The 14697-nt window shown below is 42.1% G+C and carries 8 protein-coding genes; all 8 read left to right on the plus strand.

Annotated features, from left to right (window positions below; translation table 11 throughout):
* Positions 1 to 244 precede the first annotated feature (244 nt).
* Positions 245 to 2293 (plus strand): S-layer homology domain-containing protein, encoded by a 2049-nt coding sequence (locus AC1TO8_RS14465; protein WP_482056327.1) that lies wholly within the window; start codon positions 245 to 247, stop codon positions 2291 to 2293.
* A 26-nt stretch (positions 2294 to 2319) separates the two neighbouring features.
* Positions 2320 to 9162, plus strand: coding sequence for an RHS repeat-associated core domain-containing protein (locus tag AC1TO8_RS14470; RefSeq protein WP_482056328.1), 6843 nt, complete (start codon positions 2320 to 2322; stop codon positions 9160 to 9162).
* 58 nt (positions 9163 to 9220) lie between these two features.
* On the plus strand, positions 9221 to 9679 hold the full coding sequence (locus tag AC1TO8_RS14475; RefSeq protein ID WP_482056329.1) for a contact-dependent growth inhibition system immunity protein: 459 nt from the start codon (positions 9221 to 9223) through the stop codon (positions 9677 to 9679).
* A gap of 441 nt (positions 9680 to 10120) precedes the next feature.
* Complete coding sequence (locus AC1TO8_RS14480; RefSeq protein WP_482056330.1) at positions 10121 to 10876, plus strand: replication initiation factor family protein; 756 nt, start codon at positions 10121 to 10123, stop codon at positions 10874 to 10876.
* 264 nt (positions 10877 to 11140) lie between these two features.
* Entirely contained in the window at positions 11141 to 12235 is a 1095-nt protein-coding gene (locus tag AC1TO8_RS14485) for a hypothetical protein (protein WP_482056463.1), read from the plus strand.
* Positions 12232 to 13248 (plus strand): RHS repeat domain-containing protein, encoded by a 1017-nt coding sequence (locus tag AC1TO8_RS14490; protein WP_482056331.1) that lies wholly within the window; start codon positions 12232 to 12234, stop codon positions 13246 to 13248. The genes AC1TO8_RS14485 and AC1TO8_RS14490 overlap by 4 nt, the downstream gene beginning before the upstream one ends.
* 12 nt (positions 13249 to 13260) lie before the next feature.
* Positions 13261 to 13845 carry a hypothetical protein gene (locus tag AC1TO8_RS14495; protein ID WP_482056332.1) on the plus strand — a complete coding sequence of 195 codons (585 nt, stop codon included), beginning with the start codon at positions 13261 to 13263 and terminating at the stop codon, positions 13843 to 13845.
* 648 nt (positions 13846 to 14493) lie between these two features.
* Positions 14494 to 14682: a hypothetical protein gene (locus AC1TO8_RS14500; RefSeq protein ID WP_482056333.1), complete on the plus strand. Its 189-nt coding sequence runs from the start codon at positions 14494 to 14496 to the stop codon at positions 14680 to 14682.
* Positions 14683 to 14697 lie beyond the last annotated feature (15 nt).

The following is a 14697-nucleotide window of genomic DNA, read 5'->3' on the forward strand; positions in this document are numbered from 1 at the left end:
TAAAGAATCAATTGGTGTTCACTTCTTCTTTTATTGGGAGATTATTCCGATAATTAATTAAGACTCGTCAAAATATTTCGCTTTGTCCTAGTGAAAGGAAGGAATAAAGAACGATGAAGTGAGACTGTAGTAATAAAAGTACATACAAAGGTGGAGTGAATCGGGAGAGATTCTGATGCGGAGGAACTATTACCAACATATTAGTTGGTATGTGCTAGATCATGGGAAATGAGGAGAGAAGAATATGAAGTCAGTCAATATCCTAACAAAAGTGAGAATGATTCCGCTAATGGTGGCGCTATCCATGTGTATCAGTAGCGTATTATTCCTAGTCGCGATGCCTATTGAAATACATGCAGAGAGCGCAACGGCATCGAATCGGACAGATTTCAGTGTGTCAGGGGATCAGATTATATGGATGGAACAAGATGGTGACGGTAACAAACAGATCTATTACCGCAATGAGGCTACGAAGCAACAGAAAGTACTCACTACAAGTAAGACAGCGAAAGATGCTCCTTATATTAAGGGGAATAGAGTTGTTTGGGCAGATAAGGGTACGCAGGACCCGTCATCCTTGTACTGGGATATCTATAGTTACGATCTTCAGTCAGGCGTGCAGCAGAAACTAAACGTGCGTTCGGGTGAATACGGTAACCCTTACGTGGACGGAAATGGTGTAGTCTGGTTCGATCGGAATCTGTACGGATCAATGATATACCATGACTTACCAACGAATACGGAGATTGCACTGGGAGAGGGTAAATTTCCTGTTCTTGCGAACGGTATTGTCGTCTATAAGAACGCAAGAGATGGTGGACTTAGTATGTTGACGCTGAGCACAGGCGTTAGAAGATCACTGATTAATCTAGGTGGTTCGAACGACGTGGATTGGTTCGTGACCAATGGTGATTACGTCTTGTGGAAACAGAAGAATGGTTCTTCTGAGAGCAAGTTCGTCGTGATGTCACTTACGGATCTAAGGGCACAGCCGCAGGATCTAGCTCCAATGAGTGTGAAAGATGTCGATTATTCGGTTATGTCGATAGGTGATACACAGGCCGTGTATTTGGAACAGGTGAATGGACAACCGGTTCTGCGAGGTGTGAATCTGTCTACGGCATCCATGTATTCAGTGACAAGCGCAACGAAAGGAAGACAGTACATCGGGTTTAACGGCGATAAGTTCGTATATAGTACGACGGATGATTCATTCGTTACCGTTAGTCTGGATGGGTCCTCGTCTGAACAACCATCAACAGGAGGATCTGGAGGTCAGTCTTCTTCCCAACCTGTCATTCCTCAGGGTACGGATAACAAAGTGATATCGACAGAATCAGCTGTGTTTGGTGCACAAGGTGGAATGGTGACTTCGAAGGATGGTATGGCTGAGTTGAAAGTTCCAACAGGTGCGTTTACGCAGGAATCTAAGGTCAGTCTATCTCAGATTAGTTTAGATCATAGACCCCTTCGAGATGAGTTAGGAAGATCCATTGAATCGGATAATTCGATCTGGCAAGTGGATACAGCTTCTACGTTCGGACAACCCGTTCAACTTACATTAGGATACAAAGACTTAGCCAAATGGAAAGCCGAACGCGAGAAGCTTGGTATTTATAAATACGACGCAGCACATTCATACTGGACTTATATTGGCGGAATAACAGGTGTAAAGGATGGATTCGTACAAGCTTCTATTCAAGAACCTGGGATATATGCAGTCATGTTGCGTCAAGTGACGTTCTCTGATATTTCAGGACACTGGGCATCTAATTCCATTGAAGTGTTGTCTGCTAGAGGAATTATTAATGGTATGACCGAAGAGGCCTTTATTCCGAATGGCAAGCTTACAAGAGCGCAATTCACGAAATTACTAGTAAGTGCGATGGGCATGGAACCAATATTCTCATCTTCACCTACATTCTCAGACGTGCAAGCGAAGAATTGGAGCTATGGATGGGTCGAAGCAGCTTCTGCAGCAGGTATTGTTGAAGGAGATCATGGAGTATTCCATCCAGATGCAGCACTGACACGTGAACAGATGATGGCGATGATGATGCGTGCCGCAGGAAGCAGACTTCAGTCTACTGGGCAAGAGGGTCAGTCATCCGATCTGACTAAGTTTACCGATCATGCTTCTGTTAGTGCATGGGCGAAGCCATTCGTTATCGATGCTACTCAACTGAAGTTAATTGAAGGTAATGGAGATAAGTTAGAACCTCTTCAGACATCAACAAGAGCCCAAGCGGCTACTGTGATCTATCGATTAATGCTTAAGCTAGAACTTTTATAATAATGATTAGGGAGTGAATAATATTTATGATATTTTCAAGTACGGTTCGCAGAAAGAGGAAAGCTAGCATCAACAGGATTATTTCGTTAACCCTTGTGTTCTTGCTGCTAGTTACCTCAGTTCCACTATTACCAGGCGTAGATATGCTCACGGAGAAAGCCTTCGCTTCGACCAATGTACAGATCGTGCCAAGTGAGATTAACACAGATGAAGGTGGTACTACTGAGATTCGCTTCAAATTTAATGCAGCGAATAGTGGACAGACTAGCCATCCTACGAACATCAATGTGTGTACACCTCAGCCGAACGGTGCATCTCCTAAGTTGTCAGGCTTAATTGCAAGTGACGATTATGAAACGAAGGTGAACGGAGTATATGTTCAACATGTGGTGGAATGGGATGGAAAAATAGGTGGCGTAGCTCTCCCAGAAGGTCGCTATAACATCTGTGTATCACCCGCAACGTATAACGGAGTTGGTGTCTATTACGGGCAGATTGGAAGTTTTGAAATTGTGAACTCGGTACAGCCGAAGGCACCTTCATCGATGACAGTGGAATCTGGTTCTTCTGCCGGTAAAGCATTAGTGAAGGGTACTTCACAGGCGGGTACAACCATTGATCTCGAGATTCGTTATTCTCTAGGGGATCAGAAGCAGAGCGTGAATAATATACCGGTTAATACGCAAGGCCAATGGAGTAGCGAGATCAGCTTAGATGCTGGTAAGATCGCTCATATTACAGCCAAAGCGAAAAAGGGTACGTTAGCATCTAGTTATTCAGAAGTGTTGAAGGTCATGAATGTATCCGTACCTTCCTTCCCATTGACTTGGGAAGCATTAGCAAGTTACTACTATGCAACGGATTCTACAGCTTCCACAAGAGCTAAGGCAGAGGAAGTAGCAACACTTAATCATGTGATGGCAACTGTGCCAGGCATCATTACGGGCGCAACTTCCTTGATCTTGCAAGATCCAGAAGTGATCGAACCAATCACGCAAGCAGATCTTACGCAGTTCACGGAAGCGGCAATTAAGAAACGTCTACGGATTGTGAATCCATTGGGGCAGGATTACGTTGAACCAGCACGGGGAGATTTTACATTCACGACGGATTCTATGGTACTTCAGGCATTAATGCCACTTCAATTCGGATTGAACTATCTTAGCCGCGATCCATATGAAGGGGCTATCGGTCTTGGATGGCATCATTCTTATGAATGGTCGCTTACCCCTGTAGATGGCAAGATGGAACTTATGCAACCTGATGGTTCCCGATACGAGTTCATTCCACTCACAGGTGGGCGATATTTAACACCGCGTGGAACAGATCTTACATTGTCACAAGCCTCATCAGGTGGATATGATCTACAGACACCACAAGGTGAACATTATATGTTCAATGCAAGTGGACTTCTAACATCAATTACCGACAGCAATCATAATGAGATTACATTTAGCTATCAAGGAAAGTTATTACAAGCGGTATCAACCGATGGCGCTTCATTAACACTTTCATATAATGCGAATAATCAGTTAACAACAGTGACAGACCATACCAATCGGAAGCAACAATATGGTTATTCAGCTGCTAACGATATGATCTCATTCACGGATGTGAATGGTGCAGTTACGAAGTTCTCATACGATAGTGCGCATCATGTAACGGGTGTGACTAATCCTAATCAGACGGCATCCATGAATGTCACATATGATCAACATATGCGTGTAACAAGCTTTACTGATTTCTACGGATCGAAGAGTACGTCGAGCTATGAAGGCAAGGTGGCTCCAGTCATTCGTGGACAAGAAGAGGAAGGTCCACTTCCGAGTGGGCCGGTAAGTATTGATCCCAACAATGGAAGAGATATTGCGGATTCAGACAAAGTGCTACTATCTGGCACGATGCATAACTTGCAGAATGCTCCTCCATATATGATCATTGACGGTCTTAAGCCGGCGATCACGGGTTATATGGGAAGCCTAAGCACAGATATCCATGCGAAGATGAGCATGTATGAGCAATCGGCAGTATCTGTGAACTCTGATATGAGTGCCGTTCAGGCTGCAATTCAGGCAAGTAATAGTAATCCTGTCGTGATTAAGACAGGTCAACTGAATGTTGAGAACGGCGTTACGTTGGGAAGCCCAACCAAGCCGGTCGTACTTATTGCCGATGGCATGAATACGAACAAAGATATGACAATCACGATATACGGTACGTTGATTGTGAAACAAGCATTGAATGCCAATACGAAGCTTACGCTAAACGCTATCAGTGTAGGTAATAATTACGGAAATATATGGGTAGGTGGAACGCTACATCTTAATAATGATTCGGCTGTTACCGTAGCGGATACGTTGTACGCGGGAAGTCTGACATATAATAGTGGACAACTTACGGTAGATGCTAACCGAGTTGTCGTTCAAGGTGAGTTACACATTAATACCGAAGTAATTATGAATATTGCTAAGGAAATGGTCTTAGGTGGCATGGTTTCGAACAACTTGGTAGCGGATATCAACATACCGGGCGGAGATTTGTTCGTAAGAGACAATGTGAGCGTTAATAATCAGATGAAAGTGAAGACCGGCGGCGTATTCGCAATCGGTGGAGACATGACCCCGAATAAGACACCGCAGGTCCAATCAGGTATAGGTTCAGGAAAGACTATTCTTACTTATCCTGTTGATGGAACGAGTTCAGTCTCGAATGTGACTTCAGCAGGTCAGACTGGGGGTACTCCTGTAGGTATTTCATCTACGCTGACCTCGGTGAGTGAGACGACGCATAGTAATGCATTGAATCATAGTACGTCATATGTATGGAACGATCGTTTCTTAATGTCTGAGATTCGTAGTGCGGATGGCTCTACTATGGCATTAAGTTATGATGATGCTGATCGATTGATTGCTGTAAAAGATGGAAATGGTAGTATGCAACAAATGGAATTCGACGAACGAGGAAATGTTCTACAATTCGTGGATGGCAATCGTGAATCCACAGTGATTCGTTATAATGCGTTAAATAGACCTACAGAAGTTGTAGATTCACTTGGATACAAGAACAGCTATAGTTATGATACAGCAGGGAATCTTACACAAACAGCGGATGCTCTAGGGAACACCACAACGGTTGATTATGACAGCCGAGGCATTCCAACGGTCATGAAGGATGCTACAGGAGCTGTAACGACGATTACCAATGATACAGCTGGATTCGCCCGAACGATCAAAGATCCAACAGGATACATTACTCAAGTGACCCGTGATCCTCTACACAGGGTAACGGAAACCAGTGATGCGCAAGGTGTTCTCGGTAAATTTGAGTATGATCTAAAGGGACGTATGACTGCACAAGAAGATGCGCTTCAGCAGACATCAAGTGCAACATATGATGATAATGGTAACTTGGTAGCACAGAGTAATGCTATAGGTGGAACGACCAACTATGCTTACGATGTGAACCGACTAACCTCAACAGTAGACGCACTTCAGAATACGAGTGCTACGATCTATGATGCGGTTGGGAATGTTGTAGAAGAACGGGATGAGAATGGTGGTGTAACGAAGTATCAATATGACAGCATGGGTCAGATGGTGAAGGCAACAGATCCAGAAGGCCATGTAAGATCATATACGTATGATGCTGCTGGCAACCAATTGACATTTACGGATGCCAAAGGAAACACAACAACGAATACGTACAACAGCCGAAATCAATTGATGACGGTCACAGATGCACTCGGTGAGGTTACACAGTACAAGTATGATGCCAATGGACAAATCAAGAAAGTAACGAACCCACTCGGCAATATTACTTGGTATGATTATGATGCTACAGGCAGATTAACAACGAAGACAGATGCCTTAGGTATCAAAACTGAATATGAATATGACGAGAACGGGAATACCCTCTCGACGATGACAGAGAACAGCAAGTGGCAGACGATCTACGATGAACGCGGACTTGAAGTCGGAAGTATAGATCCGATGAATCGTAAGACAGCGATGACTCGCGATGACCGTGGGCGTGTAACAGCTGTTACTGAGCCAAGCGGTAGTATCACACATTATGAATATGATGTCGTTGATCGGAACACAAGCATTAGAAACGCATTAGGTCATGAGACCACGTATGCCTATGATGCATTAGGTCAAGTCAATCGCATTCTGAATGCGAATAACCAAGAAACCAAGTTCGAATATGATATGCTTGGAAGCTTGACGAAGGTAACGAATGCAGCTGGCAATGCTACGAGTTATACGTATGACGCTCTAGGTAATCTTCTTACCAAGACCGATGCGTTAGGACATGTAACATCTTACAGCTACAACAAGTTGAATCAAGTGGAGCAGTCCGTGAATCCACTTCAAGAAAAGACGACAATCACGTACGATGCGAATGGGAATCAGACATCCATGGTGTATCCAGATCAGTTGACGACTTCATACAGTTATGACGCTGTCAACCGATTGAATCAGATTATATACGGTGATGGTCAACAGGTCAGCTACGAATATGACTTAGCGGGTCGTCGTACATTAATGAAAGATAGCACAGGTGATACCCGTTATACCTTCGATGCTCTAGATCGCTTAACGGAAGTCATTGACGGAAATAATAAGAACATTCGTTATGAGTGGACAGCGACGGGAGAACGTAGTCGGATCATCTATCCAGACAATACGGTAGTCAGCTATTCCTACGATAATTCTGGACTGATTGAGCAAGTCACAGATGGAACAGGTATGAAGACGAACTATACCTATGATGCGAATGGTAGATTAGCTAGTAAGTCTCTACCGAACAACACGCAAAGCACGTATAACTACGATGCGTTAGGACAAGTCTTAGAGATCCAACATCAAGGACCTGGGGGAACATTACTAGAGAAATTGAAATATACCTATGACCCAGCAGGGAACCAACTTCATAGCGAACGCCAATCAGGTGGAAGTGATGAAGATGACCCAACAGGCGCTACACAATCAGCAGAAATAGCAGATTACATGTACGATGCCTTGAACCAATTGACTCAAGTGCAGAAATTGAACAGTGTAACAACGAATTACAGCTATGATGCTGTAGGGAACCGTTTGAGTGTAGCGGTCAATGAGGCAGGTAACCTCTCCACAGAGGATTATACCTACGATGCAGCGAATAAACTGATGAGTTGGTCCAAGGGAAGCGACTATAGAGATTACACGTACGATCTACGTGGAAACTTGCTAGACGTCGTCGGAATCGATAGCGCAGCGGCTCTTAATAGTCTGCGGATGGGGATTACTTTGACAATGAGTGACTCTATCGATTCAAGTGTGCTGGATAGTGTATATGGGTTAGAAATTGACCCGAACACCGGTATAAGCCTTGATCCGAATGCAGGTCTCGGAGGAGCAGTAGCCGATCCGAACGCAGTAATCGATCCTAATGCAACAGATAATGTAGATCCAAACGCAAGTGTTGGAGGAATCACGGATCCATGGGTAGTAGACCCATTATCTGGCCTAAGTGTAACAGCGGATGTATACGGAAACGATCCGACATCACTAGATAGTCTGATGAGTATGGCACTTTCTGGCCCACGGACGATTGAATCCAATCGTTGGGATGGAGCTAACCGTCTAATTGGGAACACCAACTATTCAGGTGACCAGACAACCTATCGTTATGATGGAGACAGCAATCGCGTATCCATGAGCGTAAGCTTAGGAACCGGTACGAAGCAAAGTAATTACCCAAGCAGTAATCTAGCAGGGTTGCGAGATGGCTGGGAACCACAATACAAGAAGCAACAGATGGACATCTACTTCACGAACGATACAACGCTAAGCTTACCTGAGCCATTAATGGCAACCGATGCGACCGGGAACAAGTGGAAGCAGTCCTATGTCTATGGAGCGGGTGGAGAACGAATTAGTATGAGCTATCTGCCAAGTGCAGATGCAAGTACAGATTGGGAACCAACTCCAGGAGCAAGCGGAGCCGCAGGCAACACCACACCGAAGACACTGTATTACATGAGTGATGTACGTGGCAGTGCGATAGGACTCCTAGGCGCAGACGGAAGTGTCTCAGCACGTTACCACTATGATGAGTTCGGGGTAGCGGAAAACCCAGAGAAGTTCGACTTGAACTGGGCAGGACCGGATAACCTATTCGGTTACACCGGGTTAGGATATGATTTCAACAGTGGTCATTCTTATGCGCGTGCGCGGTATTTTGACTCTGAAGTAGGACGGTTCATTAGTGAGGATACGTATGAAGGGGATATTAATAATCCACAGACGTTGAATTTGTATACGTATGTGAGCAATAATCCTTTGAGGTATACGGATCCTAGTGGACATAAGCATGAACAGGGCGGTGGCGGTGGAGGCGGCGGTTTAGCCATTCCGATGTCTGGGGCTATGCCAAATATATTCGGTACATTATGGAGCGGTATAAAGTACAGTACTATAGGTATAGCTGGTGCTATTGTAGGTACAAGTGATAAGCCATTAAGTGACAAGGATATCATAGAGAAAGAACTCAGTAAAACACAAAAAGATGCAATTAAAAATATTGATCATAACTTAAGTGAAATTGATGAGGATCATTTAGACGCGTATGAGAGGGAGTTAGCGGGAGAAACAGTTAAGATTAACCCCAGAGATAACGAACCCTACGATCATGTCAAAGAAGTTAATGACTTAGTTAAGGGGATACAGAACAACATTAACAAATTGAAAAATGCAGAAAACAGTCCATCATTCCAGAAAAACACTTCAGACATTACAAAAAAAGCAGTTCAAAAAGCAATTGATCGTGGTAACAGCATGTTAAATAAAATACAAGGTATTAAAAATAAAGTGAAAAATAGTAAATAAAAATTATTTATTGAGCATCAGAATTATTGGAACTAAGAGGGTTTGGAGGTGATTGTTGTTGGGATACAGAGAACTTACCATTGACGAAATTTGCAGACTTGAGGGATTTTACGAAGAAATAGTAGTGGAGAATAGTGTACCTTTATCAGGATGGTTTGCGGGCATAATGGATAATAAGCTTAAAGATCTGCCTGATGGCTCAATTGCAAGATTAGTTAGGCAGAATTTCCACTTGAAATATGTGATTCCTGAGGCAATATTAAGGTTGTCTTTGAACCCTCTTGCCGGTAAACATTACGAGGGTGAACTTATCAATTCAATAAATTCAGTGAGAAATAAATTTTGGGAGGACAACTCAAATATATGCAATGATATAAAGAAACTATTGATGAAGATTGAAAATAAGGAAATTGACCTTCCAGAAGATTTTGAATGGTATTCGAATGAAGTAGAACAGGAATTTTATGAGGAAGTACGGAAAGTGATTTCAGTACTAAGTACTCATAAGTCTAATTAACATTTACAATTTTAGAACCACATGCGAGTGTAACAACTCCATGTGGTTTATTCATTGTAGAAGGTGCATCCACCATTCTCGATTGAAACGCAGTTAGATTTCTTAGTTTTATGAACTAGCTGTAGCATGATATCAACCTGTATAGAGGATGTTTCGAACTGGAGAAGGTGACTTAACTTTGCGACTAACTTCAACCATCGTTGGGTTGTAATCTCTTCTCGAAAAAACAATTGTCAAAATGGGAATGGTATGTCATAATCTGAAATGCAATGGCTGGTACCGCCGGAGCAACTTAAACTAAACTTATAACGCACTTGAAAACCTTTATGGTGATTTCAGGTGCTTTTTTGCGTCCCCATATAATTATATAAGTCAAATAACTATTAAATTTCATAAAAAGAGTGGGCGCAAACACTACATAAACTAGAGGAGCGTATGCAAATGGACGTCAAGGTTTCCATGGACAAGGTAGTACTGGAGTTTGAATCAGTGCCCACATCAAGATATTTAGGTTGGAGCACAAGGTTAGAGGTAAAAGGCATGGCAGAGCGGGTAGTATACAATAAATTATACTGCTATGAATGTCATGTGAAATTGAAAAATGGTGCTTACATGCATGTGTTTTTCAAGAACTTCGCTGAAACAGAAGGCTTTAGGCATACGTTCCGTATTGAAACGAACCCTGAGTATTTCGCTCAGTTCATAGATTTGTTAGAACCGATATGGGAAGTGACGGAACAAGTGTATTTTGTAAGCGGAGATGTAGCGTTTGATGTACCGCGAACGTTGGATAATGTATTTATTATCGCCAATGATACGCGGCGGAAAATTATAGTGCATAAGGGCACACGGTATTTTGGTTCAGCACATCAGCGTAAAAAAAACAATTACTGCCGAACATACAATAAACGTGAACAACTACTTACCCGCGGCATAGATTTAGGGCATGACCTGACCCGTATCGAAATGGTATATAAGCCGAGCAAGAGAATACCGTTGGCTCATGTAGCTGATCATCCGCCAGAGTTTAATAAATACTACTTTGCTATGGTACTGATTGATACAGGCATTTTAACCGACAAAGAACGTGAACGAGTAAAGCAAATGCAAATTGGGAAAGAGCAATATTCCCTGCATGTACGCAAAACCATAAAAAAATCACTTGCCAGTCAGCATAAGGTGACTTTAACCAGCTAGAAGGTGGATGTTGGGCAGATATATTAAAAGAACATAAGCTAATCAGATAATACTTGTAAGAATACTAGCAGACAAACAACAAGCTGTTACTTCCCCGATTGAACGTAATACGAATGGATTTACGTCACGTCCCCCAAACCTACCGGAGATCCCAATCTTGTTAGCGAGACAACTACCGTTTAGTGATGAACATCGCTTGGAGTTTTGCATGTGCTTAAACGTAGTTGATAGGCAACAGGACTCAAGCCAAACTAAACCTATGATATCAATGATAGATTAACTAGTAAATCTTTACCGAACAACACGCAAAGCGGCGCTACACAACCTGCTGAAATAGCAGATTACATGTACGATGCATTGAACCAATTGATCAAAGTTCAAAAGTTGAACGGTGCAACAACGGATTACAGCTATGATGCTGTAGGGAACCGAGTGAACGTAGCGGTTGATGAGGCAGGTAACCTCTCCACAGAGGATTATACCTACGATGCAGCGAATAAGCTTATGCGTTGGACCAAAGGAAGCGATTATAGAGATTACACGTACGATCTACGTGGAATCTTGCTAGACGTCGTCGGAATCGATAGCGCAGCAGCTCTTAATAGTCTGCGGATGGGGATTACTTCGACAATGAGTGACTCTATCGATTCAAGTGTGCTGGATAGTGTATATGGATCGGGAATTGACCCGAACACCGGTATAAGCCTTGATCCGAATGCAGGTCTCGGAGGAGCAGTAGCCGATCCGAACGTAGGAATCGACCCTAATGCAACAGGTAATGTAGATCCAAACGCAAGTGTTGGAGGAATCACCGATCCATGGGTAGTAGACCCATTATCTGGCCTAAGTGTAACAGCGGATGTATACGGAAACGATCCGACATCACTAGATAGTCTGATGAGTATGGCACTTTCTGGTCCAAGGACGATCGAATCCAATCGTTGGGATGGAGCCAACCGTCTCATCGGGAACACCAACTATTCAGGTGACCAGACTTCATACCGTTATGATGGAGATAGCAATCGCGTATCCATGAGCATAACGTTGGGTACGGGTACGAAGCAGAGCAATTACCCAAGCACCAATCCAGCAGGGTTGCGAGATGGTTGGGAACCACAGTACAAGAAGCAACAGATGGACATCTACTTCACGAACGATACAACGCTAAGCTTACCAGAGCCATTAATGGCAACTGATGCGAGCGGGAACAAGTGGAAGCAGTCCTATGTCTATGGAGCGGGTGGAGAACGAATCAGCATGAGCTATCTGCCTAGTGCAGATGCAAGTACAGATTGGGAACCAACCCCAGGAGCAAGTGGAGCGGCAGGCAATACCACACCGAAGACACTCTATATATGAGTGATGTACGTGGTAGCGCAATTGGCCTTCTAGGCGCAGACGGAAGTGTCTCAGCACGATACCACTACGACGAATTCGGCGTAGCCAAAGACGCTCAGAAGTTCGATTTGAACTGGTCAGGACCGGACAACTTGTTTGGTTATACCGGGTTAGGATATGACTTCAATAGTGGTCATTCTTACGCACGTGCGCGGTATTTTGACTCTGAAGTAGGGCGGTTTATTAGTGAGGATACGTATGAAGGGGATATTAATGATCCGCAGACGTTGAATTTGTATACGTATGTGGAGAATAATCCGTTGAGGTATACGGATCCTAGTGGGCACACATCAAAGGGTTTTGTAGTAGACAGTTTAATAGAGGTTGTTAGAAAGAAGGGTAAAAATTCCGACTCTTATTGGACTGTAAGTTCATTCTTAGGAACACAAGCTTTACGATTCTTCCCTGATGCAAGGGAAGATGGGAATAATACATTTAAATACCTATATAATATGGCGACAATGACCAGTTCCAATCAAGCAGACAATACGATTGGAAAGGCTAACTGGGCAAAACAAATATTAATAGATGCTTTTCAACTTCAGAGTGATTATGAAATGGCAGAGTTTGATATGTATATTAGTGGTCTATTTATCTCATTAGATTTGAGTATACCTAAAATGCCTAAAACCAATTCTAAAGTAAGCTTTGCAGAAATTGGTATTGGTGGCGAATTAAAGCTTGCTAAGCTGGTTGGAGGACGACCGAATGTGTACTTTAAAACGAGTAAAGGGGCAAGATATATAGATCAATTAGCAGATGGAATTGCTTATGAATCAAAAGTAGGATATGTAAATTACTCTACAAAAGTAATGACACAAATAGAAAAGGATGCTGAATTGATAAGAAACGCTGACATCGAGGGAGCATATTGGTATTTTTTTAAAAGCTCAAATACCGGTAAAATAGGCGCTGATCAGAAGGTTTTAGATGCTCTCACTAAACATGGTATAAAATATAATATTTATGAATGAGGTGTCCTTATATTGTATCCAGAACTAAAATTACCATTTGAGTTTATTCCATTTGAGATCATGACAAAAAGGGAGTCTATCCAGTATTTTGAGTGGTTTACATCTCAAATACCAACCAGAATTGAAGTTCTTTCAAACTTTTTTCAGGAGACTGGGGGAGGTAATAAGGAAGAGCTGAATTTTACTCAGGAATCATTAGTTTCTTTGTGGATTTGGTTTATTAATCGTATTAAGTTGGTTCCAAAAACAAAGGAAGAACTCGAAGAAAGCATCTCTTCAGTTCCGGAATGGATTCGTGAAGAAGTTTCGAAGAATAATACCAAATTCAGTGATGAAACTAGTTCATTAATCATTGATATCGGAATGTATTTTGGAACAGTGTTTATAGAAGCATATGAACCTTTAAAATGGGGTGTTATTCATAAACCAAGAAATTTTGTTAACGTAAATCAACCTATTATTGTTGGTAATAACCATAGGGAGTTAAACCCAATCGTGCTTGTAAATAATTGTTCTCTAAAGGCAGCTAGAAGAGATTTGAATTCTATATCTCTATACGATTTATTTAATGTTTGGAAAGATATTTTAATTAAATAATGTGCAAATGAAACTGTAAGTTGGTTGATTTGATGGTTCTGAATGAACTCTGAATCGGAATATTTTTAGTGCTAGAGCTACAATAATTTACGAAGAGGTCTGTCAAGTCTTTTGTTATTTTAGAAGGTTTGAGTACTTATTACCGATTGAATCGAATATTCATCTCCAGGCAGATTGAACAGCTATATGGACTATGTGTAGACTGAAGATAATCCATATATCGTTCTTTCAAACTGACGGTTAACTGTACTCTTTCTCAAAAAAGCAATTGTCGAAATGGTAATGGTATGTCATAATCTGAAATGCAATGGCTGGTACCGCCGGAGCAACTTAAACTAAACTTATAACGCACTTGATAACCTTAATGGTGATTTCAGGTGCGTTTTTGCGTCCCCATATAATTATATAAGTCTAATAACTATTAAATTTCACTAGCGTTGCATTAAAATAATTTCAATTTGTCAAGTAGGGTATCTCGTTAAAATGAATAGAAAACTGTAACTTTTAGGTCGGTTTTGTCCATAAAAAACCTTGCAATTAGGGGAGAGGGTTGTCCTGTCCCAATCCTAATTATAAGGAGTACTCATGGACAAGAATAACATAAAATCCACCTTAGCGGAATAACTCAATCCGTTAAACCACAAATTCATGCTCCAACAGATCCAACTATTACAGATGGACAAGTACGTGAAGAAATTAGACAGCAAGACCACTGCTCAATTGTTTATCTTCGCTCAACTGATGAATATTGAATCGTATGCCAACAGCAGCCTAAAAGTGAAGACAAACAAGAAGTTACAAAAAACCATCGGTTTGAAATCCATCAGTACGTCCTAGCTTTCTAGGAAATTT

The sequence above is a fragment of the Paenibacillus sp. Y859 genome (assembly GCF_056786405.1).

Coding starts and splice junctions, on each gene's coding strand:
- AC1TO8_RS14465 (WP_482056327.1), top strand. CDS start 245: ATGAAGTCAGTCAATATCCTAACAAAAGTGAGAATGATTCCGCTAATG.
- AC1TO8_RS14490 (WP_482056331.1), top strand. CDS start 12,232: ATGAGTGATGTACGTGGTAGCGCAATTGGCCTTCTAGGCGCAGACGGA.
- AC1TO8_RS14500 (WP_482056333.1), top strand. CDS start 14,494: ATGCTCCAACAGATCCAACTATTACAGATGGACAAGTACGTGAAGAAA.
- AC1TO8_RS14480 (WP_482056330.1), top strand. CDS start 10,121: ATGGACGTCAAGGTTTCCATGGACAAGGTAGTACTGGAGTTTGAATCA.
- AC1TO8_RS14470 (WP_482056328.1), top strand. CDS start 2,320: ATGATATTTTCAAGTACGGTTCGCAGAAAGAGGAAAGCTAGCATCAAC.